Raw genomic sequence first — 25,019 nt, 5'->3', positions numbered from 1 at the left:
ATTGAGATACATGAAATATGATTGAAAAAATAAACTATTACGTCGTTTTCGACGCCAATGTATTGATCAAGGATTTCTGGATGAAGAGTGAAGGCTTTCAGTATTTACTGACACATAGTTTTCTTCAGCACAAGCCCGTCATTCCTAAAATCGCTTTCTTAGAAGCAAGTAACCACCTGAGAAATAGAGTCGAAACGCTAATCAGAAAAAAAGACGAGAATAATGCACGTACTCAAGGCAATTTAGGGAACCTAGTCCGCTTATTTAATTTAAGTTTAGTTCCGGATGAGGAAAGTTGGGATGTTGACGACTTGGTTTCTAGATGGGAATCTTTTATCGAAAGCACTATTACTTCGTTTGGCGGAGAAATATTAGAAACGCCTAAGGTAGATGTAGAGAAGATTGCAGAACGGTCATTAAAACGTATAAAACCGTTTACTAAAAGTGATAAAGGTTTTCGAGACACGCTCATTTGGCTTAGTACTCTGGATTTGGTTCAAGAAGACACACGTGTATCCTTCATTACTGCTAATACAAATGATTTCTTTAAGCCTCATTCAAAAAAACCTGATCCCGACATTGCCCTAGAAGCAAAAAATAAGTTAGAGCGTTCGTGGGAAATGAGGTTTCATAGATCTGTAGATGAGTTTATTGCTGAATTTGATGGTGATAAGGAAACTAGTTCTCAAGCGCTACGAAGAGCAGCAATTACTAATAATTTGCATAACCTTGATATATGGGATTGGGTTGAATGTAATTTAGAAAGCAAGTTGGATGGATATGATTTTGATGATCCCGGTTGGGCAGGGACTCCATATGATGCAGAAAATATTCAATTATATAATTTAGAAGAGTTGATTAGTTTAGATATTCCTCAAGTTAGGCATAAGGTTGAAGATATTTATTATATATATTGTGACCTTTCTATAATCGGTAACTTCTCATGTGACATTGGCTTCAATAGCGCTGAGTCTATAGTTCGTGAAGAGCAGATTTTATGGAAGAAAGTTCTAGACTCAGTATGGACCAAAGTCGGGTTAAGGACAGTGGCATCATTTCTAGTTAGATTAGAGTTTGATGTTAAGAGCAGTACTATTCTAAGTTCGGCTATTCGTCCTCTTACTCATTGGCGTGACTACAATGAAGAGATTGAATCGTTAGAGCTAGATGAGGAATTTGAATCGGAACTGGGTTACTGACCACATAACACATATGAGCCTTCCGCCTGTCAATAGGCAATAACATTCTATTGGCTGCGATAGCAGCCAATCCACCTCGAACAACAAAGTCATCTACTTCGTTTTGTCATTTCGGTCATTAAGCATGGCTTACGACAAGTACATATAGAGGTTTTCTTATTGCGATCTCACCACAGCCAACGGCTCTTCGTTGGGACACTAGGTATTTGTCGGTTAGCCTTGCAGCTCTTGTATTCATCACTTCAAAAAATGCGCGCCGCCACACGCTTCTAATCCTATACGCATTGGTGGCATATTTGCTATGGTAGTCAGCAGCTTAGGGCGAGTAAAGGATTTGTGGGAATGACTTTTCCGTCAGAGTCGACGACGTGGGTGCTAAAGTGATTTCTCGCTAAGTCGATACCGCCAAAATAAGATCAATTAGACATGGTGCCTCCAGTGTTAATCGATACCACCTCAGTGTGGCAGATTCTAGAAAGGGGGAATCCATGTCATTCGTTATGTTTACCTTTTAATTAGGAGATATCGTGAGACATTCATTATTACTGTGCTTTTTACTCTCACTATCAGCTAGTGCAGCTGAAAAATGGGAATAAGGACCTATTCAAACCATTCAAGCTGTCGATGTTCACAAATGTCAAAGCGATACCGTAAATATAAAAGTAAACGGAAAGTGGTTTTATACTCCAGAAACATCTAATTCGATTCAATCTATCGCATTAGCAGCTTATATGGGAGATAAGCCAGTAGCAATCAAATACGACACAATAGATGAGCATTGCGGAGGCATCTTCAAGGTACATAACATTAGGCTTGGAGAAAAAACATAACCAATAAATTCATCGGGACAGTCAGGTGCAGGCCGCAAGCGCCCTAAAGCGCGCCTGCCAGCCCATGATTTTGGCGTTATGTGCAAGTGAAGTAGTATGAAATTGAAGAATTTTGAAGAAAAAGAAAACTATATTTATAAATACGGAAAACTTGAGGATCTTGAGAGAACTTTAAACAATAAAACGCTTGGCTTCTCAAAGCTTGATAGCTTAAATGACCCTTTCGAAGCGTCCTATAATCATGTTCATATATTGGCGACAGAGCAACGCGCAACAGCGTTTTCAGAGTCGGAAATCTTTGATGGTGCTGAGTGGGGTGATCGTAATAGAGTTAAAGACTTCATTGAAAGTAAGCTGCAAGAGGTGGTCGTAACCTGCTTTACTGAAAGACCGACTGAACCATTGATGTGGGCACATTATGCTAATGATCATAAGGGTGTGTGTTACTGCTTTGACAGAGATAACCTTGAGTTCGAAGGAAACTTCAAACGTCAGAGTGTTCAATACAGTAATAAAGTTCCTGACTTACTAGTTTTTGAAAATTCTACCACCGAAGCACAGCTAGAAATGTATATCCCAAACTTGATTTGTACAAAGTCTGAAGCATGGGCATATGAAAAAGAAATCCGTTATTTTGGGCAATCTTCTGAAACAGCGCATAATTTTGATGTCGAAACACTGCAAGCTGTTATTTTAGGCTGTAGGGTAACAACTGAGCAATGTATAAAAGCTCAGAAATTAATTGATAAAGTAAATAAACAATATGGAACAGAAATAGGCTTATTCCATGCTGTTAAAGATGGAGGCTTCTATCAGATGCAGATTCATCCAATGAAACTACAGCGTTTACAAATAAGTTCTGGCTATTGTTCACCACAAGAACCAATAATAGTCGTGTGATTGCATATAACATATATGAACCTTCCGCCTGTCAATAGGCAATAACGCTCTATTGGCTGTGTCAGCAGCTAATCCATCTCGAACAACAAAGTCATCTACTTCGTTTTGTCATTTCGGTCATTAAGCACGGCTTACGACAAACACATATAGAGACTCTCTTATTGCGATCTAACGCACCAACGCTTCTTCGTTGGGGCACTAGGTATTTATCGGTTAGCCTTGCAGCTCTTGGATTCATCACTTCAAAAAATGCGTGCCGCCACACGCTTCTAATCCTATACGCATTGGTAATATGTTTGCTATTTTAGTCAGTAAGTTAGGGCGAGGGCCTGACATATGAAGAATGACTTTCCCGTTGAAGTCGACGACGCAGATACTGAAGTAATTTTTCGCTAAGTCGATACCGCTAAAATAAGCACAATTAGACATGGTGCTTCCAGTGTTAATCGATACCATCTCAGTGTGGCAGATTTTAGGAAGGGGGAATCCATGTCATTCGTTAGTTTTAAGGATGAAGTTATGATCAAAACAAAGATATTAGTTGGAATCGCTTTAGTTATTTCATGTCAAGATGCTTTTGCAAGAAAGGAATGTATGCGACCTATTGAAAGTATTTTTACAGGCTACACATCCACCACTTCAAAAATACATGTTGAGCATGGTGATGGGTATAGCCCGAGTGTAGTAAGGTTACCATTTGTTGCAAATGATGAGAAAATTGTAGATCGAATGTTGTCGGTTCTACTTTCTGCACATATGGGGGGTAAAAGCGTGACTTTTAGATACCTCCAAGGTGAGGATGGGTCACCTGCTAGCTGCACACCTACTGTGAAGCAAATAACTGAAGCCGTTTGGATTAAATAAATCTAACACATATAAGCCTTCCCCCTGTCAATAGGCAATAAGATTCTCTTGGCTGCGCTAGCAGCCAATCCATCTCGAACAACAAAGTCATCTACTTCCTTTTGTCATTTCGGTCATTATGCATGGCTTACAACAAGCACATATAGAGACTCTCTTATTGCGGTATCAGCGCAGCCAACGGCTCTTCGTTGGGGCACTAGACATTCATCGGTTAACCTCGTTTAAACCGTATGCTTTTCGTTCAAAAATCCGCGCCGCCACATGCTTCTAATTCTATACGCATAGGTGGCATATTTGCTATGGTAGTCAGCAGCTTAGGACGAGTGACGTATTTTTGGATAATGACCTTCCCTTTGAAGTCGACGACGTGGATACTAAAGTGATTTTTCGCTAAGTCGATACCGCCTCAGCGTGGCTGAGTTCTCAAAGGTGAATCCAGTCATTCGTTAGCTCTAATATTTAAATCTGGAGAAGTAATATGTTTAGAATGTTTTTATTTGTATTAATTTTATTGCCTTTTAGTTCCATGGCAGGAAATGGAGGTAAAGGAAAAGTCACACTAATTGAGTTTAATGCTAATGGGGTGATTTTATTTCGTCATACGGGCGCACGCACTGATGTTCCTGCATGTGTTGGCAATAACTTTAGGAATAGGTGGGCTATCGATGCTAAGACAGATGCCGGTAAAGCCCAACTTTCAGGCATACTAACGGCTTATTCTACAGGAAAGGACGTTACTGTAATTGGTACCAATAGCTGTTCACTTTGGGGAGACACTGAAACCGTTAGATATTTTTATATTAGTGGCTAGTGCTAACAAAAGCTCAGCCCGACAAACATCCATAGCATTTGGTGTTTACGGCAGTTTTAGTGTTTAAAGCATTGTGTCTGCTCAATTAAGGGTTAATCTGTAGGAAGACATGAGATGTTCGAGCGAAATGTAAAGTATTTGCGGGTTCTCGCAACGCTTATTTTCCTTTCTTTCTGCGCTGCGATTGTTGGCAATGAGATATTACCTCTTATACAACTAAGAAGTGATAGCCAATCCACTATTTTGTACATAATCATCCATTCTTTTAGCGCTCTTACTATAGTGCCAAGTATATTGTCGTTGTCTTTTGATGTAGGAAAAGTCTGGGGTGCAGCAGCAGGCTGGCTTTTCCTGTTCAGTTCTAGTTTTGTTTCCCAATATTCTTATGCTGCCATACACTTAGTTGCGATTTCGATGGTCCTTTACTTTTATTGGCAGATTAAAAAAAACGACATCTAATTTTGAAAGATCAGCTCGCTTGCAATATGAACTAAATGGGTCGATATCACTGGGTAACTGAGACTTTAAAACAACCTAAGAATTACATATAAAGCTCAAAAATAAGAAGTTTCGCAATACCCTCTTTCTTGCTGAATGGACATCATAAAAGCCAGATCGACAAATTGCATGGGCGTATTGACATATCTAAAATCCTTGCTTCTTCAATCACATAGCAAAGGTATTTTGTGAATACTCGCCGATCCATTTTTTCCACACTCATCATTTCCACGTCACTGCTTTCCGCTTTGCCATTTTCTTCTTCTGAAGCGCACGCGCAGAGTTCAGGAGACTTTCAGCAATATGATTGGGGGTCTATGCCCCACAAGTACAAGGACTTTCTGTCTAAACCTGCTAACCAGCACATTGTTGATGCGATGGTGACTGCGATTGATTCGGAATATTACCTAGAGAAAGCACCGGAGTTAAAACAGATACGTCCTTTGGTCGAAGAATGGATAGACAAAAGAAATGCGTTCTTAACCCGAAAAATTGGCGACTCTTTGGAGCTTTTGGAGTCTGGTCAGGGTTCACTAATAGACTATAAACCAGAGCAGAACATTCAGAAGTGCGCCATTATTTCTGGTGAAACCTGCTCGGAGAGATCAAAGCACCTTCCCTATCAGGAACAACGCAAAGCCAATCTCGCCTGCAAAATTGACCACATTGAGCGAAACTGCCAAGACTGGAAAGAGCACACCACACCGCTGTACAAAACCACCCAGATCATCGCGAGCCACATTGCCTTGGCACTATGGATGGACGTAAACGACCGCGTTCCATGGTCTCTTACCAATAACACTTCTGAAGAACTTCACTCGATGTGGAAAGAGAAAAACGTTCTGATGGCCTACACATCTTATGAAATGTTGAATACTGCCACCCGACGTTTCACCACCAAGCACCCTTCCCTCGATTCGGTGACGGTTGCTGACATTGCCTCGTTCTTCTCACCTAAGTTTACCTATATCTACAACTCTTCCCCTTACGAGAACTATCAGTGGTTGATGGAAAGCTTTGGCACGAAAATCTCGGCTTCGAGCACTCAGAAAGATGCCTTGAGAGAACTGTTTAAACTGACTCAGAAGTTCGAGCACGGCTCCAGCTCCGACATTTTTTACAAGAACAGAGCCGGGCAATCGACTCCCATCGATGTGGAGAGCAGTATTGATGTACCAAGGTACATGCCAGTTCCGTTTTCTTTCCTTCGATTGAGAACCCCACACATGGCAATTAAAGGCTGCCATAGTGCAACCCGAATTGTTCATTCATTAGCGAAAACACTGAATATTCCTTCATCCATTGTTTTAGGTAATAACGCGCTACCAGCCGCCGAGTCTCCGTTTTCTTTGAACCATTCCATGCTGTATTTCCCAACGGTGGATCGCTGGTTAAGTCATGGTGATGACATTTACGGCGAAAGAGATCTTTTCCGATACGTTGAAGATAAGCTGGATATTACTATCCCAAAATCGCAGTTTACCAAGGCGGCTGAGCTTGCAGCTTGTAAAGGGCAAGATAGTGTTGGGTTGTGCATTTCTTCACGTTGGAAAATCAACAAAACACTCGAGGGTTATCTGACTGACCCAGCGAACCATAAGACTTGCCTGGAAATGGTGCGCGGTACTCTTCCGGGTAACCACGACGCCCATATTTTCAGTGATAGTGAACGCAGTAACATGCTCTCAAAACTTGGTTTTTCAAGCGATGCGTCATACGAACAGGCATGTAAAGATAAATGGAGTCATATTTTTGGTAGCTAGATTACTTTGAATAAAAGGTAAAAACGACCTGCTACCAAGGAATCACTGAGCCATCATACGCCAGAAAAAGACCGGTTTGTGATGGCTCAGCGCTTTCGACAATGTTGATTAAATCCCATGCTACACGTTCGGGTGTGAACAGTTTTCCTTTGGGCACATTTCGTTGAAACGGCTCTGATAATGCGGTATCCGTTGTGCCTGGGTGGAGCACCAGAACCGTGGCTTTAGGAAGGGTCCGGCTCCACTCAATGCTCAGGTTTTTGATGATCATGTTAAGTGCTGCTTTGGATGCGCGATAGCTGTACCACCCTCCTAGCCGATTATCACTGATGCTCCCTACCCGCGCAGACAGCGATGCAAATTTTGGCTGCTTACTCTTTCTCAGCAAAGGATAGGCGTGTTTTGCAAGCAACAGAGTTGGTAGCGTATTGGCGCTCATGGTTTCCAGAAAAAAGGCACTGTCGGTTTGTTGAATGTTCTTCTCTGGATGTTTGCTTTGTGAATGGAGAAAACCTGCGGCATTGATCAGCCAATCCAAATCGTCGATGGAATCAAACACAGACTTTACTGAAGTTTCATCCGAAGCATCCATGTTCACCCAGCGAAGGTTTTTCGCTGTAATGACTGGCTTCTCACGACGATAAGTGGCAAATACCCAATCGTTTGGGTATGCATCCAATAGGTGCCTGACCATTGCCAGCCCAATTCCCCCATTTCCTCCTACGACCATTCGGTTCAATTTAAAGCTCCTCAATTCTTTGTAAGTTTCTTTCTGCTGTATCGAGTATCGCGTCCTGAACTTCCAGATCCATATTGTCCCAGCTTCGATAGATCATCCCTATTCTTGGGTTTTTGCTGAGTAGTTCGCGGTGTTGATTCATAAATCGCCAGTAAAAACCATTAAATGGACAGGCACTTTCTCCGCTGCGCTGTTTCACGTCGTAATGGCAACCTTTGCAGTAATCGCTCATTTTGTTGATGTAAGATCCACTTGCAGCATAGGGTTTGGTCGCAATCACACCACCGTCGGCAAACAGAGCCATGCCGCGCGTATTAGGCATTTCTACCCACTCAATAGCATCCACGTAAATGCCCAGATACCAGTCGTCGACTTCGTCTGGTTGGCAGCCTGTAACTAAGGCGAAATTGCCTGTCACCATTAGTCTTTGAATGTGATGTGCGTAAGCATAATCCAATGACTGGTCGATCGCCTGTTTCATGCAGTGCATTTGGGTTTTACCTGTCCAGAAATAGTCGGGCAATGCACGCGTGGCGTTCAGATGGTTCTTTTCAGCATATTCCGGCATGTTCGCCCAATAGACACCCCGGATGTATTCCCGCCATCCGATAATTTGGCGAACAAAGCCTTCAATCTGGTCTAGTGATACATTGCTGCTAGGTTGCTCATAGCGAGTCAGTGCGGCATCGATGACTTCCAGCGGTGACAAAATTTTTGCGTTTATCGCGAAAGAAAGCCGGCTGTGATACAGACTCCATTTCGCTTTGTGTTGGCTGGTCATCGCATCTTGAAAGGTGCCAAAAAGCGGCAGGCAGATCTGGCAAAAGTGGGCGAGCAAGTTCAACGCCTGGGAACGATTTACCGGCCACAGTAATTGTTCACCAATGTTTCCCATCGTCACTACGCCATGGCGTTCAATTCGCTCAAGTATGGTCGTGATGTCGTTGGCAAACATTAGCGGCTCAGGAAGCTGGTCGATATCTGCTGGCTTTAGCTTCTTTCGGTTATTGGCGTCGTAATTCCACTTTCCGCCAACAGGTTTGTCATTGGCGTCCATCAGAATGCCAAACTGCTTTCTCATCCGCCGATAGAAATGCTCCATAAGCACATGCTTTCCTTTAGGGAACTGACCGGGGATTAACTCCACGCTCAGCATGAAATGCTCAGTATCCACGCATGTTATGGAAACACCTTCAATGTCCAGTTTAGAGAGTTGCTGAGACAACCGGTATTCATCAGGGGACTGATATTGCAGCTGACTGGCACCTGTTTGAAGGCATAAATTCGTGAGCAAGTCAGGCAGGTCGGCAAAAGCCGCTGTGTCGTCAAGATTCATATACTTGACCTGATGACCCGATTCAGTCAACCAAGCAGAAAAGGACTCCATTGCAGAGAAAAACGCACACACTTTCTGGATATGGTGTTTGGTGTAGTCGGTTTCCTGTTTGAGCTCTGCAATCACGTAGAGAATGGAGTCATCGATGTTTTGATACCAAGAATGTTGGTAATTCAGTTGGTCGCCCAGAATTAAGCGGATGGTTTTTGTTTTCATAGAGGCTCGGCGTCGAATTAGCGAAAAAGTGTGCACCCTTCTTAATACGCTCGCGACTTCTAACCGATCAACTTTTGTCGTTGGTTTCTAGTGAAAAAAGGCAGCTTCGCTGCCTTATCTATCCTGTTATTGGCTGCCGACCAGATTGTCGAGGTTCACTTTATTACCCAAAGGTTGAACCTGAATTTCAGCATAGCCCATGCGAATGGCTTCAAATTGCTTGGAAAGCTCTTTTACATGAGCTTCATCTTGAGCGATGAATGCCACATGGTAAACCGGACGAGTCACACCCTTGCTCACTTCTTGCGTATTCAGATACGCAGAGGTTAGAAATCCGGCTTGATTCAGGCTTACGACGCGTTGCAGGTCGATGCCCAGAACACGGTCTATTTCAGCAGGGTCAATCCCCTCTTTCCAGGTCATGGTAATTCCGTAGTTGTATACCAGAGGGGTCTTATCCAGCCATTTGGATCCCAAAGGAAGAACATCAACTATCTTGACCAGATTCTGTTTGTACAGTGGCAGCTTCTCTAGAGTATTCCGCACCTGTTTTTCACTGTCCCCGCTGATAACAAACCTGATAAGTCTGGTCGGTTTTCCATCTATCTCACTTTCGTAGATGTACATGTCTTTAATCGAGCCCTTTTTAATAAGCTGCCCAAATGCTTCTTTCTGTTCCGGCATGGCTTTCAGGACTTTGTCTTGATCCTGTGTGTTCCATTTCAGCTCTACCCCAAAGTCCACTGCATATACGGTAAAAGCTGACAGCATTGCGCCTACCAAAACGATCGCTTTAATCATAATTTTCATTGCATTACCTCATAGTTGTAATGTTTTCGGTCACCTCGTTGAGTACAAAGGTAAACGAGAGCACCGATCTCCCACGATAAGTGGGAACATGTTGCCTACCAACGTGATCGATAGCTTCTGTGGCAGGCACGACAGGTCTTCTCTGCCTGATTCAGTCCCTGCTCCGCTAACGACAAATTTTGTTCTTTACTTGCGGAAAGAAGAGTTGCGTACCCTTCTCCAAAGTCGTGCATTAATGAATGGAATTTTTCGGGTTTAGTCCAGACCGAATCTTTCGCTTTACTTCCGGCTTGGCTCTCTGGCGGAAACGCGTCTTTTAACATCGACGCTGTTTTCAGCCAGTTGCTCGCTCACCTCCAAAACCGCTTGCCAATCTTTTTCTGAGAAGTGCCGCCACCTGATCGGTTTGTTTTTCGATCAACTCAAAGGCTTCTTGCCGGATAGTAATCCAGTCTTGATGACCCGCTTGCACCCAAGTTGGCACAGTTAGCATCAACCCTGTCATTACCGTTAATGCCATTTTGTTAGACGCTCTCACCATTTAAACACCCCTCTTATCTTTGGAATGGAAACAATTTACACAACAACTATTGCATTTGCAATAGTTGCATTTTAAATTATTAGTGGCACAACAAAGAAAGAGGAAACGAGTTATGAAAATCTGGGACTTACCAACACGCATCTATCACTGGCTTCAGGCTCTGCTTTTTGTAGCCTTAATGGGTTCAGGGTTCTCGGGAAATGGACCTCATGTCCAGCTAGGGTTGGCACTATTCACATTACTGGTATGGCGTGTTTTGTGGGGAATCGCTGGCAGTCAAACCAGTCGATTTCGCCAGTTTATTGCCTCGCCTAAAGCCGTTATGAACTACCTAAAATCGGGCAAATCTGCGTCGTTAGGCCATAACCCAGCCGGAGGGTGGATGGTGGTGGTGATGCTTTCTGCCTTACTTTTCCAGTGTATTTCTGGAATGACAATTGCGGGTATGTTGGACGAAATGCCCATCGTCGGAAATTTGCTAACCGAGGAAGTGTTCATGATCGTTGAGCAACTGCACATGATCGGAGCGAACTTACTTCCAGGTTTGATCGCTTTTCATGTTGGTGCTGTTCTTATCTACAAACTCAAAGGCACGCCATTGACTTGGGCGATGGTCACCGGGGTTCAAAAACAAATCAGCGCGAACACAAGCCTCTATTTTGCGTCGAATACTCGTGCGTTAATGGTGCTAGTGCTTGCAATTTCCGTTACCATTGCAACAGTTGCATTTGCATAAGAGATAACAATGAGCGAAACATTTGAACGTGAGAAAAGTTTTGGTTGGAAAGTAAACGTCGTCGCATCACACATGGCTAAGATGCTTGAACAAGAGCTGGCAAAACATGATTTCCCCAAAAGCTTTTGGCCAACGATGATGTGTCTGTGGGAGCAGGAAGGCGTGACTCAGCGAGAGCTTTCTGACAAATCCCGTATCGAGAATTCCACCACAACGCGAACCCTAGATAAACTTGAAGATCGAGGGTGGGTGGAAAGACAAGCGGATCCAAACAGTCGGAGATCTTATCGGATTTATCTGACTGAAGAAGGCAGAAAGCTTAAAGACACACTTCAGCCTTTAGCGCATCAAGTTAATCAGGGTGCCCTTTCTCACCTGGAACAGAATGAACAACAGGAACTGATTCGCTTACTCACCAAAGTGATGGTTGGGTTTGCGAATAAGTAAATTCATTTAAATTGGTGACAAGAAAACAAAGCCGTGACACCATGCGCCACCCAAGTCCGTATGAACAGGTAAATCGCTATGATGACTGAAGAAGAAAGAATCGAACTTCAAAAAAATAACCCGCTCCATGGTTTAAAAATGGAAACCATGTTGCAGGAGCTGGTGGACTTCTACGGATGGGATATTTTAGACGCTGCGATGCGCTTTAACTGTTTTCACACCAAGCCTTCCATTGCCAGCAGCGTTAAGTACTTAAAAAAGACAGACTGGGCGAGGGAGAAGGTAGAAAACTTTTATCTGTATCGCTTTAAGCGAATGCCTCGCGCTTCAGAAGAAGAGTATCAACTTCCGCCGCGCGCTCGCACATTCAGACATGGGCTGGATCCAAAAGAGCCCATGGAGCTGACAGTCGAGTCCATTCTAAAGTCTCAGGCTAAGGCAGCTTCAGCCCACAAAGCCCGATCTTCTGGGCAAAATAAAAACAGACGCCGTCCACGCGATTAACATAGAAAAAGCGAACTTCAAATGGAGTTCGCTTTTTTACTTGCCACAGGTTTTAGAGTGTATTTCCCACTTCACTTTCCACCGACAATATAGAGTCCCTGATGTTGTCCGGAATGCGGGTTTTCGTGTTGTTCTTAAAATCAAACATCACGCAAGTCGCCTTACCGATAGTGGCTATCTTTCCCCACTTTTCGCTAAACGCGTGATATTCCTTGGTGAAGCGGTCTTCCTGAAGATCAATTACCCGGCTACCAATCCAAAGCGTATCTGGAAACGTAACCGGAAGCTTGTAGCGACATTGCGTTTCGCTCAATACCGGACCAATCTGAGACTGCTGAATATCAACAAGCAGACCAATCTTTTTGAAGTAATCCAATCTTGCGGTTTCGAAATAGCGAAAATAAACGACGTTATTCACGTGCTGAAGAGCGTCCATTTCTCCCCACGCGACTTGTATTTCGGTTACGGTGGGAAATTCTTTGAGTAATGTTTCCATTTCTACCTTCCTTGGAATAGAACAGCTATTCAATATACCCTGTTTTCAGATAAAGACTGCGGCTGGATATTTGAAGGTTGGCACAAAAACGCCCAATAATAAGATTGGGCGCTAATTGGAATTTCGAGTGGCTATATCTGGTTATCTGACTGCTGTCACCGTTACTTCAATGAGCACATCCCCTTCCAAGTCGACACCTAAGCACGCTCTTTGAGGCCAGTGATCTGGGTTCTCACCCATCCAGTCACACCACACCTTATCCATTAGGGGTTTGTCAGCCATATTCGCGATATAAACTTGCGCCGACACAATCTGCGTTTTGTCACTGTCGAGTTCGTTCAGATTGTTCTGAATGGTATCTAACGTAAGCTGAGTCTGACCAACAATATCCAACGACGTATCGGAGGACGTAGCAACCGTCCAGACCAGATCTTTGTATGCGGAAGACTTGTTTCTTCCTTGATAAATACCACGCTTTCTTTCAATCACCTTGTGTTCCCTTCTGACTTTACTTTCTGAAAAGGTTGGGATTATACCTAAGAATATATACCCAAGTGACCTCAAGATGCAGGATTCAGAGCCTCATATTCTGTTTCAGTTCAAGGAAAAGAGCGCAGCGGAATGACCCGTCCTTTCCAAGTTCTTTGACGATGAAATGAGACAGAACATGGGCTCCCAAGGGCGAGTTTAACTGGCTTTCATATGCGTTACCGATTCTTGATTTAGAACCACTAGATCTTCAAATCGGTGTCTTGTCTGAAAAGCCAGTTAATTCTCGCTGAACCAAGTATCTTGAGGTGACTTGGGTATAATAGCATTTTATAAAAATGCCCATCGAATGATTCGATGGGCATTCTGTTTCGCTCCTGAGGTTAAATGGACTCAAATCCTGAATACCTCACCCCAGAAAGCTGCGCCATCTCACGATGCCAGGTGGCTAAGTCTTCTTTGTTAAATTGACTCAAGGAGTGATGTCCACAAGCTCGCGCCATTACCTGCATCAGTTCTGTTGAGGCTTCAAAGAAGTTCTTCAACTGGTTCGATGCTTTGGCAACATTTAATCGCTGTCGCAGATCCGCTTTTTGTGTCGCTATCCCTGCGGGGCAATTATTGGTGTTACACATGCGCGCTGCCACACAGCCAATGGACTGCATTGCGCTGTTGGATACCGCAATACCATCCGCACCAAGCGCCATGGCTTTAACAAAGTCCATAGGGACTCTTAAGCCGCCAGTGATAATTAAGGTGACACGCCCACTTGCTCCCTGCTGGTCAAGGTAGCGACGCGCTCGGGCTAGCGCCGGAATGGTAGGCACACTGATATGATCCCGGAACATTTCTGGTGCAGCGCCTGTGCCACCGCCTCGCCCATCTAAAATGATGTAGTCTGCGCTGGCATCCAGTGCGAACTGGATGTCTTTCTCGATATGGTTGGCGCTCAGCTTAAATCCGATGGGAATGCCGCCACTGACTTCACGCACTCGATCGGCAAATTTTTTGAAATCCTTTGCAGAATTCAAATCTTTAAAGGTTGGAGGCGAGATAGCAGACTCCCCTTCCGGAATCCCCCTAACCTGCGAGATCTTACCAATGTTTTTGGTGCCGGGAAGGTGTCCTCCAGTGCCTGTTTTTGCACCTTGTCCACCTTTGAAATGAAATGCCTGTACCTTGGTGAGCAATTCTTCTTTGTATCCGAAACCCGCACTCGCAAGTTCATAAAAATAGCGAGAGTTGGCTGCCTGCTCTTCTGGCAACATGCCACCCTCGCCAGAACAGATACCCGTTCCAGCCAGTTCAGCGCCGGTTGCCAACGACACTTTGGCTTCTTCTGAAAGCGCACCAAAGCTCATGTCCGAGACAAATAGCGGTATCTTTAAGGTCAGAGGCTTTTTAGTTTCAGGACCTATGACCAGTTCGGTATTTACTGCCACATCTTCCAGAAGTGGCTTCGTGGCCATTTGCGCCACCATTACCTGTAAATCATCCCAGTGTGGCAATTGGTATCTCGGCACCCCCATAGACGTCATGGGACCATGATGACCAAGTTTCGACAGCCCTTCTCTTGCCAACTGGTGAATGAATTCCACTGTGGGTTCTTCTTTGGTTGCAGACGCAGTTGGTGCTGACCCAGCCTGAATCTGAACTCCTGGCCCTTCCTGACCTACCTGCTCAGCGGTAAACTGCTTATGGCTGCCATCGCAAAACGGTGCATTGGCGGTGTGCTTGCATTGGCACAGGTAGGCATCTCCATCATTTTCAGCCGTAAAATGTTTTGGTTTGAAGTCTGTCCCTGCGTGTGAGCCGTCGCAAAACGGCTGGTTTTTGGAACGCCCGCAGGCGCAGAAGTAGTAATCGTCTCCTTTTTTGAGATCGACTTTGATCGGCTTATTATCAGCTACTATCGGCTTGCTCATCAGATTTTCCTTGTTGTTTCCAGTGTCATATTGGCTAACCTCCGACAGCACAAACGGGGTCGCCTTATTGTTTTTAAAAGCTCATCAGCATTCGCTGTAAGCTCTAATGAAAATATAGGTAGGCTTAGAGGAAATGAACATTCGAATGTAGGAGGTTGAGTGTTTTATTAGTTGGAAACGGGTAATTTGATAAGTAACCAAATTCGTTGAATTGAAAAAGTGCGGGCACAACCCGCACTTGAATGTAGCAAGATGGAATCAGGAAGTTTTTAATTTATCTGAGGCTGAGGAACAGGTCTTGTCATTACTTTGGCAACCAATGGCGCCGTATAGCGAAGGGTTTTCACCGCATTGGCGACGTCTTTCAGACCACAGGGAACCCCATTGCATTGGATATCTGGGTTAGAAAACGTATAGGTGCTTTTGCTCACCTTAAACTTGTGGTTGTATGCCATGGTAGTCGCTAGCTGACCTTCAACGCCATAGCCGTATGCTCCCGGGAACGAATATCCATTGGTGTGTGGCAGTTTCCCTGAATATTGTTCGCGCGCGTGATACAGCCCCATATTGTGTCCGAGCTCGTGTACTAAGGTATCGTCTTTACACTCGTTGGTATAAACGTGGCTATACAGCTTACGTTTCACTAGCGCTGGGGCGTTGTCGTGCTCGTATTTCCTTAACGTATGGGCTCTTCCGCAGCTCGTAGAAATAGACGTGTAGGTTTTGTTTCCTTTGGTGATCTTTTTCTTCCTGTGATCGGGGGAGTTATTCACGTTTAGATTGCGAAACAAAGTCACCATATCAGCGCCCAGTTCTTTACGTTTTCCTTCAACCTTGTTGAACGCTTTGTTGGTGTAACCTTTGGTATCGGGTGTTATGGCTCCTAAAGCATCTGTCTGCGAGATCTGCCTTTCCCCTTCATCGTATTTGGCTTCCATGGTTCCAACCAGATTGACATTCACGTCCACCTTACTCATCTCAAACACCATGTTCGCGACATTCACCCTGTGCTGAATGGCAGTTACAGGCTCATCGTTGTAGTGTTTCTTTAAACCCGGAGTATACACGCCAAGCAGATCTATCTGTGTAGTAACGGGAACAGGGGCTTCATTTGCGTGAATAACAGGCGTAAAGACTCCTGCCACCAAGGCTGCAGCAATGCCTAATTTATACATACTTTTTCCTTTATTATTTGAGGGTTGTCTGAGTTAGAAAATAGTTAATGAGGGGCTTCAAAATAGTGTTCGGTAGGAACTTCGTATAACCACGCGGTATTTTTAATACCCGTTATTTTGTATTCCGCATCAGGATGACCGATAAATCCAAATACATTGCTTTCACCGAAAGTAAATACAACGGGAAATTGAGAACCCTGTGTTTCAAATATACCTGACCAGGTTTTAATATGATTAGGTTGTTGTTTGGCATGTGTAACGGAGATTAAAATTCCTTCTCCGTTAGGCAGAGTGAGATTCACCTTATCGCCAGAAGCAAGTTCAGCCAGTTCGTCGATATCTTTAAACTCAATAGCCAACAACGTTTCAATGGCTTCACTTAATGGCTTAAGACTATCGATGGTTAGCGTATCCGTCACTTCAAACCAAGGGTCTGACACCTGAGTGGGCTCTGAATCATAGGAAGATTCAGCTGACTCAACGACACTCACCCCTGAATGTATAACGACAGTTGTACCATCGCTTAAGTTATTGCTCGTTTCTTTTGGAGGGGAAGATGGTGCTGTACCATCACTGCTTTCCACGCTTTGTTTTGCCTTTTGGTGATCTTGAGTTTCGTCTTTCTCGTCAATAACGACCAATGCGGCGACACCCAAAATCAAAACAAAGTACAGTATAATTTTGCTCATAGCATCCACCCTTTCTAAGATGAACGCATTATTAATTTAGCTGTGTCGAATTAGAAAAATAAAAATGTGTTTTATTAATACTCTCTGGTTGAAGGTCACACTTTTTAAAAATAGTGTTTTTTATAGTACAGAGTTAGCATTTTCGCTCTTAAATATAAGACAAGAATCGGTCTCTTTTTCTCTCCATAATATTAATAGGTTGTGAATAGAATCGTAATTTTATCCTATCTCGTTCCTTATATTTTAATAATGAAATGCCAGTTACACAGCCTTACATAACTTTACTGATAAATTTGTATAATCCTTTTCAATAAATGGATTTTCAAACAGTAAGCCCACAGATGACTTATATTCAGCCTTTACTCTGCCTGATTTGTAGAAATCTTTTAAAACAACTGAGCCACTTGCTCGCTTTTATCAGTGTCATTTTTTCATTCAGTAGCTTTGGTGCTCTTAATCAACACGTCCAAAATGAGGGAATAACCATGAACCTGAGTTTTTCTCAGAATGCTTCAGAATACGATAAAACCCGATATCTGGATGCGGCTTCGGAATGGCTAAAGTACGTCAAAGCCGTTGATGGTATTTCTCATCATACAATATCAATACACTTCGAATTAACAGATGCCATCGAGTCAGATGGTGATGCTGTTATTGAAGAATATGTCGATATTGCGGATGCCGCTTTTCCAAAGTCAGCAACGATACGAATACATACCCGTACACATCACCCCGAATTTGATCCCACCGACTATCAAACCACCCTGCGCCACGAACTGGCACATGTGTTTGGAATCGGGATTTTAACGGGTGCCTACCTTGAAGATAACGCCCTTATGCGGGGACCCGCCTATTGTCTGGAGCACAGTCAGGCGGTGAGATGGTACAACCACCTCTACGACAACCAGTACCCTTGCTTGCCTTTTTCCCGCACGGGTGACCATTTGTATGACCATGTTCTGATTGATGACCCTGTTCGCTATGACCAAAACGGAAATAGGATTCCTCCACTGACTCATGAAGTAGGCGCAAATGGAGAGAATATTGGGATAATCACTGTCGCCATTCTGGATGATTTGGGTTATCGGGTGGAGTACCCAGAAGTCTCTTTTTTGAATGAGCATGATAACTCGGTGCCACAATCCAATTAACCTCAAAGTCTGAGTGTTTTTACCTCCCCTGAATCGGCGTACACTCAATCCCCCCAATACAATGAAAAAGGAATGAAGTAATGATTGAACAAGGACAAAAGCTTCCAGCAGGTTCACTCAGCGAACTGACAGCAGATGGCATGACTAACCACGATGTAGCCGAGCTATTTGCAGGCAAAAAAGTCGTGTTATTTGCGGTACCTGGTGCTTTCACACCAACATGCTCTGAAGCGCACTTGCCGGGTTACGTTGTGCTCGCTGATCAGCTGAAAGCAAAAGGTGTCGATCTAATTGCGTGTGTTTCAGTAAACGATGCATTTGTAATGAAATCATGGGGCGATGCGCAGAACGCTAGCGAAATCAAAATGCTGGCGGATGGTGATGCATCATTTACAAAAGCACTTGGTTTGGAAATGGATACGGAATCATTCGGCGGAGTACGCTCTCAGCGTTACGCGATGATCATTGAAGATGGTGTGGTGACAACATTGAATGTAGAGCCTCCAAAAACATTCGAAGGCAGCAAAGCAGAAACCATCCTGGCAAGCCTGTAATCTATCCCAAAGTATTTCAAAGGCAGGGTTTCCTGCCTTTTTATTCCACCTGCTTTTTCATATCAAAAAACAATTCATCCTCTGAAATGTCCTTAAAACCAAGCCCTTGATATAAATTCAACGCGGCAATATTGTTCTTAAAACAACTTAAGGTCACCGGAAGCTGTTTTGAAATCGCATCTTGCTCAATCAGGTTCATCGCCTGCTGCGCAATTCCCTTCCCCTGAGCTTGCGAAAACACCACCAGAAAGTGCACATGAACCGATTCCTCAGTGGTTTTGTGAATCACCACACCTAGGTTGTGCCCTTCACTTTCTATCCAGTAGCACCATTCCGGCTTCAAACGGTTAAAAAAGCCGTCAGATTGAAACGCCTCATCCCAGCCTAGCGCGTCATCAATCACTGGCTTCATGTATTCTTTGAAAATGGCGTATGCCTTGGGAAATTCTTCAATCTGAAAAGAAACGAGTCTGATTTGGTTCGCTGTATTCATTCGATTTTAGGTGTTGGCTAAGTAGGTAAGCATTATCATATTTATATCTATTCTTCCAAATCAACCACTTTGAATGTAGGAGGGAGTTGGTGCGAGCACTCGAAGAGATCATGTCGATCAGGGTGACACAGCCCAAACAAAGGCAATGAAGCCGCCCCTACAGACACGGAATGATGGCTGAGAGTGATCCTTTTTCGCGTTCGTTCATGACGCTCACAAATCGACGGAAACAGGGGCAAAGTAGCATCCACCAGACGGTCCATTACCTCTCCAGAAAGCCGGCTTCCAACCACAATACTTTCCGGTTCAAACAAGTTTTCCAGAATATTGATGACATACCGAAGGCGCTTTGCTGACTCAACAACCCAGTTCTCACACGCTTTACTGCGTAGGCAGTTTTGATCGATGAAGGCAGGCAGTTCTATATCGGATCCCGAATAGTTAACCATGGTTTTTAATGCCTGAACCGACAGATGGGTTTCTATGTACTCCACGTCTCCAGAACAGTGCCAGTGGATACGACCAACTTCACCTGCATTGCTCCACGCCCCTTTGTATGGCTGGTTATTGGTAATGATACCAGCCCCTAAGCCATTGCCAATGTAAAGGTATATAAAGTTCTCTAACCGGTCGCGACCGCCTCCAAAACTGTGACCAATTGCCGCAGAGGTCGCATCATTTTCCAGATACACAGGGTAGCCAAGCTTCTGGCTAAGTTGCTCGGTAAGGTTAAACTTGTTCCACGACTCCCATTCTACACCAACCAGATGTCGCTCGGTGTCGTCCTTGACCAGCGTTGCCACGGCTACGCCAACTCCAATCATACTTTTTCTGGAATCGGGAACGCACTGAATCAGCATTTCAACCAGTGCAGAAAGCTGGCAAACAACATAAGCGGGTTCAAGGCTATCCAGCACAACCTGATGCTCTGCCAACGTTTCCAAATTCAGGTCTACCAGACTTCCGCTGATGAAGCCTTGATCAATCTGCAAACCGATAGACACACAGGAGGCTGGGTTCACTTCCAGTAAGGTTTGTGGCTGCCCCCGCTTGCCCTGAACTTTACCGACTTCCAGAACGTACCCCGTCTGAATCAGTTCACGAACCAGATTAGTGATGGTCTGATTGCGCAGACCGGACATTTGCGCCACTGAAACACGGCTAATACGAGGGTTTTGGCGTATGATTTCAAACACCACACTGAGATTAGAACGCTTTGTTTGTACGTGATTCTTTCCTTTCAAAACCGCCTCTTTGCTTCCTTTGTGCCCTCTTAGATACGCGTTGAGGATCTCTCATGTTTTATTAAGCATATTCTTATGCTCTGATTTTTCACGTTACCAGAAGTCCAGAATCATGCCCAGATACCAATTCGGTTGAATAAAAAATTCGTCCAAATTTTAACCGACTGATTTTTCTCATTATAAGAAATTAAACCATTCCGAGATCACAAATAATCGATCAAAAAATATACAATAATGACAGTTTTATCATTTAATTCCATTTAATGGATTTAATAACGAAGCACATGGAGGTGATATGAAAAAGCTCATACCCATACTGGCTTTAGGTGTACTGGCAAACAGCCTTGCACTTAAAGCATCAGCTGAAGAAGTCACAGTGTTTTGTAGTTCATCCGGAGTGGAGTTACAGCTGTGCAAGGATGGCACAAATGCTTGGGCGAAACAGACAGGAAATACCGTAAATGTGGTCACGTTACCCGCTAGCTGGGACGACGTGTTGCCGCTCTATCAACAACTTTTGGTCTCTAAGTCGAAAGACATTGATGTTCTGATTCTCGATACCATCTGGCCGGGAGCACTTAAATCCCACCTTTTGGATATGCGTGAACACGTTTCTTCCGACACGCTGAATCAGCATTTTAAAGCGGCTGTCGACGGTACCACAGTGAATGGAAAAGTCCTTTCTGTTCCTTGGTACATGGACACAGGCATGTTGTTTTATCGCAAAGACCTGCTGGAAAAATACGGGCACCAGCCACCAGCCACCTATCAGGAGCTGACGAAAATCGCTTCGGATGTTCAGAAGAAAGAAAGAGCGGCAGGCAATGCCGATTTCTGGGGCTATGCGTGGCAAGGACGTTCTTATGAAGGGCTGACCTGTAATGCCATCGAGTGGTTCGGTTCGACGGATGGCGGCACCATTATTGACGGCGATGGCAACGTGACCGTAAACACGCCAGCCAATCGCGAAATACTGAGCACCGCCGCTGGCTGGATAAACACCATTAGCCCGCCGGGCACTCTGAACTACGATGAAGAGTCCTCACGTGGCGTATTCCAGAACGGCAATGCCTTGTTCCACCGTAACTGGTCCTACGTATGGAGCCTCGCCAATTCTGAAGACTCTGTTATCAAAGACAAAGTTGGTGTAATGGCGCTTCCGAAAGGTGCGGCTAACGGCATCAATGCAGGCTGCTACGGAACCGCTCTGCTTGGGGTTTCCAAGTACTCTCGCTCGCCAGAAACTGCCGTAAGTCTGGTGGAATATCTGACAGGTATGAAAGAGCAAAAGAGACGCGCGATTGAAGCCAGCTACAGCCCGACGTTACCTGCGCTTTATAAAGACAGCGATGTCCTCAACGCCAATCCGTTTCTTGCAGACATGCAAACCTCGTTCGCCAATGTGGTCGCCAGACCTTCACAAGTTACTGGTGACCAGTACAGCAGGGTGAGTAACGCTATCTGGACAAAAGTGCATAAGGCTCTGGCAGGAGACATCAGTGCCGAGAAAGCGCTGGATGAAATGGAAGCCGAGCTGAAACGCCTGAAGCGTCGTGGTAAGTGGTAACCCATAATCATAATAACGGCAGGGGCGAAATTCGCTCCTGCCCAGTCAATCAGAGAACATTAGGGAAACAAGAACAGTATGCTGACATCACCTGTTCGACTGGGGCTCATTGGCTTGGGAGAAGCCGCTCAAAGTTTGCACCTTCCAACCCTGTTTCATCACCCCGATAAATTCCAGGTCACTGCGGTATTTGATATCAGCCAGACACTGGTTACTGAAGTCTGCCAGCGCTATCACGTTGCCAATGGCTACAACAGCGCGGAAGAACTGATAGAGAGTGACAGCGTTGATGCGGTGATCATCATGTCCCCCGACCCGATGCATTTCGCACACACTAAACTGGCCGTGCAGGCAGGCAAACCGATACTACTGGAAAAGCCCAGTTGTTTGCTTCCCCGACATGTCAGTGAGCTCATAGAATTAGCGGCTCAGCATCAGGTCGACGTTACTGTCGGATACATGCGAGTGTATGCCAAAGCGTACGCCCTTGCTCAAACCAAGCTTTCTGAACTAGGCGAAATCAAAAGCGTTCGGGTGAAAGATCTGCAACGCGAAGGCGATTACTTTCTGCCACAAGTATCCGACCTCTATTACCCTTCTGATCATGACATCAGTCAGATTGAGCGAAGCAAGTTGGAAGAAGATCTCCAGAGGCACGAATTACTCGGAGCAAAAGCGCATTCTGATCTTTTGTGGAAATGTTACCGAGTGCTGACCGGGGCTGCGATTCACAACCTGGCCGCGCTTCGGCAACTGATTCAGCCGCCAAAACGCGTCGTCAGTGCATTTTGTAATCCAACGGGTGAAAATATCGGGCTGACGCTGGATTACGGGTCATTTTTCGCAACCTATGAAATCCTGATCGACAACATCCCAAGAGTCGATGCCAGTATAGAAATTACGTCCGACACCAAGCGACTGAAGATCAACTACCCCACCCCTTACATTCGCAATTTACCCACCAGCCTGGAGCTTCAAAGTGGTGAGGGGCATCATCCAAGCGAAATGCACGGTCCGTTCTATCAGGATCAGTTCAATTTGGAGCTTCTCTACTGGCATAAAACTCTCACGACCAACGCCCCCGTGCTCACCAGCCTGCAGGATTCACAACAGGACTTAGAGTTGGTTCTGCAAGCCATAGACTGCATCGCAGAGAACTTATACATAGAAGATCGCCAGCAAGAGGGTAAGTCATGAGCAGCAAGATTACCTTAGCCACCTGCCCATGTTCCTGGGGGGTTTGGTATCCCAAAGATCACATGCAACCAAACTGGCAAAAATTTCTTGATGAAGCCAGCTTGTGCGGATTCCGAAACATTGAACTGGGCCCTTACGGCTATCTGCCAACAGACATAGGTCAACTTCAGTATGAACTGGATGCCCACCACCTTCAGGTGTGCAGTTCTGCCCATATGTCTGACTTAATCGTCCCCAATGCACTGGACAACATTAAACGAGACATCAATAAGATCTGCCCGTTGTTGGAAGCCTTGGGCGCAAAGTATTTTGTCTTTATGGATGGTGACAGTCTCTACAAACACCCCAGCGACAGAAATCTTAGCCTTAAGGACTGGAAACACGTGGTTTCCGTTATAGGGGAAACCGCCAAAATAGTTAAGGAAGAGTATGGGCTGGAGTACGTTTTCCACCCACATATCTCCACATGTATTGAAAACGAGCATCAGATTTTACGCTTGCTGAATGACACCCACCCTGATTACGTCAACCTATGCTTTGATACCGGGCATCACCTATATACCGGAGGCGTGCCAGAGGATTTTATTCGCGAGTTTGGGTCCAGAATTCACTATTACCACCTCAAGGACATGAGCCAATCCATTCGTGAAAAGGTGAAACAGAAAAACCTGAGTGACGACGAAGCATTCGAGCTCGGAGTAATGGTGCCTCTTGGCGAAGGTGCCGTGAATTTTCACGCCATCAAACAAGAGCTGGAAAAGCAGTCGTTTAAAGGTTTTGCCGTCATTGAACAAGACATCTACCCTGACATTCACAACATGGCGTATACCCATGCCAAAAACAGTTTTGACTACGCCAGACGACTCGGGCTGGGTACACCATGAGTCAACAAGCGGTATACAAAACAGCGGAAGCCTTGCCCGATGCCTACGTTGGTATCGACATCGGCGGAACCAAAATGGCGTCGGCATTAGTGGATGTGTCTACAGGGAAAATACTGTGCGAAACCCAGATGGCGACTCAAAAGCAGCGCCCCAAAAAAGACATCATTGCAGACATTCAAAAGCTGCTCTCTCATCACCTAGAGTTCGCCAGCGTTAAGAGTATTCCGGTCAAGGGATGCGGCATTGCCTTTCCAGAACTGGTGAACAGCGATGGAAAAATCGTGAGTGACTGGAATTTCAATTTACGTTCATTAAGCCAGTCTGATTTCCCGGTGGAAAACGTTCTGTTTGAGAGCGACGTACGGGTTGCCGGGCTTGCCGAAGCTGCTCTGGGAGCAGGTAAAGATCACCAGTCTTTTGTCTATGTCTCACTTGGCACTGGGTTGAGCTATACCTTATTTAACAACGGGAAGCCCTGGCGCGGTAAAAACGGGTACGCGATTCACTTCGCCAGCAATACCTTAACTGCCTGCACGCCTGACCTGCGCGCAGTTAACTATTTGCCAGAAGCGCTGGTATCCGGTTCAGGGCTGCTGAACTGCTGGAATATGAGCCATCCAGACCAGCGTTACAACACTCTGCCCGAACTATTGACCAAAGCGGAGCTCTCCATCGGTGAAGAAAGGCAATACATAAAGTTAGCCAGTGAAGTGTTGGGAAGCTTGCTCGCCCAAATGGTCAATATGCTGGATCCGGAAGCGATCGTGATGGGAGGTGGTCTGGGGTGCGCCCACAACATTTACCATATGTTTATGGAAGTGACGCTCAGAGACCGAATCTGGGCGGAAGAGTGTCAGAACATTCCCATCTACAAAGCCAAATTTGGTCATCGCTCTGGCACCGTAGGCGCTGCTTTAGCCATTGCAGAACACATGAGTTAGGGTGAAACAGGAAGACAGTG

At 44.9% G+C, this 25,019-nt stretch carries 27 protein-coding genes and 2 pseudogenes; 14 read left to right on the top strand and 15 right to left on the bottom strand.

The window, feature by feature from the left end; genetic code table 11:
* The first annotated feature begins 17 nt into the window (after nucleotides 1-17).
* Nucleotides 18-1,199 carry a PIN domain-containing protein gene (locus tag INR79_RS21535; RefSeq protein ID WP_262415459.1) on the top strand — a complete coding sequence of 394 codons (1,182 nt, stop codon included), beginning with the start codon at nucleotides 18-20 and terminating at the stop codon, nucleotides 1,197-1,199.
* A 246-nt stretch (nucleotides 1,200-1,445) separates the two neighbouring features.
* Here the strand turns inward: INR79_RS21535 and INR79_RS21530 are convergent.
* A pseudogene (locus tag INR79_RS21530) lies at nucleotides 1,446-1,600 on the bottom strand (IS110 family transposase); the annotation flags it as partial.
* Nucleotides 1,601-2,125: 525 nt separating this feature from the next.
* Here INR79_RS21530 and INR79_RS21525 point away from each other — a divergent pair.
* Nucleotides 2,126-2,929: a DUF2971 domain-containing protein gene (locus INR79_RS21525; RefSeq protein ID WP_223099799.1), complete on the top strand. Its 804-nt coding sequence runs from the start codon at nucleotides 2,126-2,128 to the stop codon at nucleotides 2,927-2,929.
* Between the two features lie 237 nt (nucleotides 2,930-3,166).
* Here INR79_RS21525 and INR79_RS21520 read toward each other — a convergent pair whose 3' ends face one another.
* Nucleotides 3,167-3,358 (bottom strand): hypothetical protein, encoded by a 192-nt coding sequence (locus INR79_RS21520; protein WP_223099797.1) that lies wholly within the window; start codon nucleotides 3,356-3,358, stop codon nucleotides 3,167-3,169.
* Nucleotides 3,359-3,448: 90 nt separating this feature from the next.
* Here INR79_RS21520 and INR79_RS21515 point away from each other — a divergent pair, with 90 nt between their 5' ends.
* Nucleotides 3,449-3,793 (top strand): hypothetical protein, encoded by a 345-nt coding sequence (locus INR79_RS21515; RefSeq protein WP_022609538.1) that lies wholly within the window; start codon nucleotides 3,449-3,451, stop codon nucleotides 3,791-3,793.
* A 244-nt stretch (nucleotides 3,794-4,037) separates the two neighbouring features.
* On the opposite strand, the pseudogene INR79_RS21510 reads toward INR79_RS21515, so the two are convergent.
* Nucleotides 4,038-4,193, bottom strand: a pseudogene (locus INR79_RS21510) (IS110 family transposase); the annotation flags it as partial.
* 78 nt (nucleotides 4,194-4,271) lie between these two features.
* Between INR79_RS21510 and INR79_RS21505 the strand changes: the two are divergent.
* Together INR79_RS21505 and INR79_RS21500 are read left to right on the top strand one after the other, a co-directional pair.
* Nucleotides 4,272-4,604 carry a hypothetical protein gene (locus tag INR79_RS21505; protein WP_223099795.1) on the top strand — a complete coding sequence of 111 codons (333 nt, stop codon included), beginning with the start codon at nucleotides 4,272-4,274 and terminating at the stop codon, nucleotides 4,602-4,604.
* Between the two features lie 686 nt (nucleotides 4,605-5,290).
* Nucleotides 5,291-6,865 carry a hypothetical protein gene (locus INR79_RS21500; protein ID WP_223099793.1) on the top strand — a complete coding sequence of 525 codons (1,575 nt, stop codon included), beginning with the start codon at nucleotides 5,291-5,293 and terminating at the stop codon, nucleotides 6,863-6,865.
* Nucleotides 6,866-6,896: 31 nt separating this feature from the next.
* On the opposite strand, the gene INR79_RS21495 is transcribed toward INR79_RS21500, so the two are convergent.
* From INR79_RS21495 to INR79_RS21475, 5 genes are all read right to left on the bottom strand, one after another.
* A complete protein-coding gene (locus INR79_RS21495) occupies nucleotides 6,897-7,604 on the bottom strand; it encodes an SDR family oxidoreductase (protein WP_223099791.1) in 708 nt (235 codons plus the stop codon).
* A 1-nt stretch (nucleotide 7,605) separates the two neighbouring features.
* On the bottom strand, nucleotides 7,606-9,156 hold the full coding sequence (locus INR79_RS21490) for a cryptochrome/photolyase family protein (protein WP_223099789.1): 1,551 nt from the start codon (nucleotides 9,154-9,156) through the stop codon (nucleotides 7,606-7,608).
* A 126-nt stretch (nucleotides 9,157-9,282) separates the two neighbouring features.
* Entirely contained in the window at nucleotides 9,283-9,966 is a 684-nt protein-coding gene (locus tag INR79_RS21485) for a hypothetical protein (RefSeq protein ID WP_200768425.1), read from the bottom strand.
* 95 nt (nucleotides 9,967-10,061) lie between these two features.
* On the bottom strand, nucleotides 10,062-10,289 hold the full coding sequence (locus tag INR79_RS21480; RefSeq protein WP_223099787.1) for a cytochrome c: 228 nt from the start codon (nucleotides 10,287-10,289) through the stop codon (nucleotides 10,062-10,064).
* Nucleotides 10,290-10,300: 11 nt separating this feature from the next.
* Entirely contained in the window at nucleotides 10,301-10,507 is a 207-nt protein-coding gene (locus INR79_RS21475; protein WP_223099785.1) for a hypothetical protein, read from the bottom strand.
* Nucleotides 10,508-10,619: 112 nt separating this feature from the next.
* Here INR79_RS21475 and INR79_RS21470 point away from each other — a divergent pair, with 112 nt between their 5' ends.
* From INR79_RS21470 to INR79_RS21460, 3 genes are all read left to right on the top strand, one after another.
* Nucleotides 10,620-11,243 carry a cytochrome b/b6 domain-containing protein gene (locus tag INR79_RS21470; RefSeq protein ID WP_223099783.1) on the top strand — a complete coding sequence of 208 codons (624 nt, stop codon included), beginning with the start codon at nucleotides 10,620-10,622 and terminating at the stop codon, nucleotides 11,241-11,243.
* Between the two features lie 9 nt (nucleotides 11,244-11,252).
* Nucleotides 11,253-11,690, top strand: coding sequence for a MarR family winged helix-turn-helix transcriptional regulator (locus INR79_RS21465; RefSeq protein ID WP_004406978.1), 438 nt, complete (start codon nucleotides 11,253-11,255; stop codon nucleotides 11,688-11,690).
* Between the two features lie 78 nt (nucleotides 11,691-11,768).
* The gene (locus tag INR79_RS21460; protein WP_223099781.1) at nucleotides 11,769-12,194 is read left to right on the top strand and encodes a VF530 family DNA-binding protein; all 426 of its coding nucleotides are present in this window, start codon (nucleotides 11,769-11,771) and stop codon (nucleotides 12,192-12,194) included.
* A 52-nt stretch (nucleotides 12,195-12,246) separates the two neighbouring features.
* On the opposite strand, the gene INR79_RS21455 is transcribed toward INR79_RS21460, so the two are convergent.
* The 5 genes from INR79_RS21455 to INR79_RS21435 form a co-directional block, all read right to left on the bottom strand.
* Nucleotides 12,247-12,690, bottom strand: a complete 444-nt coding sequence (locus INR79_RS21455) for an acyl-CoA thioesterase (protein ID WP_022590993.1) — start codon at nucleotides 12,688-12,690, stop codon at nucleotides 12,247-12,249.
* Nucleotides 12,691-12,831: 141 nt separating this feature from the next.
* Entirely contained in the window at nucleotides 12,832-13,179 is a 348-nt protein-coding gene (locus INR79_RS21450; protein WP_223099779.1) for a RidA family protein, read from the bottom strand.
* A gap of 383 nt (nucleotides 13,180-13,562) precedes the next feature.
* A complete protein-coding gene (locus INR79_RS21445; RefSeq protein WP_223099777.1) occupies nucleotides 13,563-15,104 on the bottom strand; it encodes a glutamate synthase-related protein in 1,542 nt (513 codons plus the stop codon).
* Nucleotides 15,105-15,373: 269 nt separating this feature from the next.
* A complete protein-coding gene (locus INR79_RS21440) occupies nucleotides 15,374-16,279 on the bottom strand; it encodes a zinc-dependent metalloprotease family protein (RefSeq protein ID WP_223099775.1) in 906 nt (301 codons plus the stop codon).
* A 44-nt stretch (nucleotides 16,280-16,323) separates the two neighbouring features.
* A complete protein-coding gene (locus tag INR79_RS21435) occupies nucleotides 16,324-16,968 on the bottom strand; it encodes a hypothetical protein (RefSeq protein ID WP_223099773.1) in 645 nt (214 codons plus the stop codon).
* Nucleotides 16,969-17,453: 485 nt separating this feature from the next.
* On the opposite strand from INR79_RS21435, the gene INR79_RS21430 reads away from it, so the two are divergent.
* On the top strand, nucleotides 17,454-18,119 hold the full coding sequence (locus tag INR79_RS21430; RefSeq protein WP_223099771.1) for a hypothetical protein: 666 nt from the start codon (nucleotides 17,454-17,456) through the stop codon (nucleotides 18,117-18,119).
* A gap of 80 nt (nucleotides 18,120-18,199) precedes the next feature.
* Nucleotides 18,200-18,673, top strand: a complete 474-nt coding sequence (locus INR79_RS21425; protein ID WP_022560969.1) for a peroxiredoxin — start codon at nucleotides 18,200-18,202, stop codon at nucleotides 18,671-18,673.
* A 40-nt stretch (nucleotides 18,674-18,713) separates the two neighbouring features.
* On the opposite strand, the gene INR79_RS21420 is transcribed toward INR79_RS21425, so the two are convergent.
* Together INR79_RS21420 and INR79_RS21415 are read right to left on the bottom strand one after the other, a co-directional pair.
* The gene (locus INR79_RS21420) at nucleotides 18,714-19,166 is read right to left on the bottom strand and encodes a GNAT family N-acetyltransferase (RefSeq protein ID WP_223099769.1); all 453 of its coding nucleotides are present in this window, start codon (nucleotides 19,164-19,166) and stop codon (nucleotides 18,714-18,716) included.
* Nucleotides 19,167-19,213: 47 nt separating this feature from the next.
* On the bottom strand, nucleotides 19,214-20,410 hold the full coding sequence (locus INR79_RS21415; RefSeq protein WP_223099767.1) for an ROK family transcriptional regulator: 1,197 nt from the start codon (nucleotides 20,408-20,410) through the stop codon (nucleotides 19,214-19,216).
* 295 nt (nucleotides 20,411-20,705) lie between these two features.
* Here INR79_RS21415 and INR79_RS21410 point away from each other — a divergent pair, with 295 nt between their 5' ends.
* The 4 genes from INR79_RS21410 to INR79_RS21395 all read left to right on the top strand — a co-directional run bounded on the left by INR79_RS21410 (nucleotide 20,706) and on the right by INR79_RS21395 (nucleotide 24,999).
* A complete protein-coding gene (locus INR79_RS21410) occupies nucleotides 20,706-21,977 on the top strand; it encodes an ABC transporter substrate-binding protein (protein WP_223099765.1) in 1,272 nt (423 codons plus the stop codon).
* 78 nt (nucleotides 21,978-22,055) lie between these two features.
* Complete coding sequence (locus INR79_RS21405; protein WP_223099763.1) at nucleotides 22,056-23,174, top strand: Gfo/Idh/MocA family protein; 1,119 nt, start codon at nucleotides 22,056-22,058, stop codon at nucleotides 23,172-23,174.
* Nucleotides 23,171-24,058, top strand: a complete 888-nt coding sequence (locus INR79_RS21400) for a sugar phosphate isomerase/epimerase family protein (RefSeq protein WP_223099761.1) — start codon at nucleotides 23,171-23,173, stop codon at nucleotides 24,056-24,058. Before INR79_RS21405 ends, INR79_RS21400 begins: the two co-directional genes overlap by 4 nt.
* A complete protein-coding gene (locus INR79_RS21395; protein ID WP_223099759.1) occupies nucleotides 24,055-24,999 on the top strand; it encodes an ROK family protein in 945 nt (314 codons plus the stop codon). The genes INR79_RS21400 and INR79_RS21395 overlap by 4 nt, the downstream gene beginning before the upstream one ends.
* Nucleotides 25,000-25,019 lie beyond the last annotated feature (20 nt).

Source organism: Vibrio sp. SCSIO 43132, from assembly GCF_019904195.1.
Lineage (GTDB): Bacteria > Pseudomonadota > Gammaproteobacteria > Enterobacterales > Vibrionaceae > Vibrio > Vibrio nigripulchritudo.
This window is presented reverse-complemented; position numbering and strand designations above follow the sequence as displayed.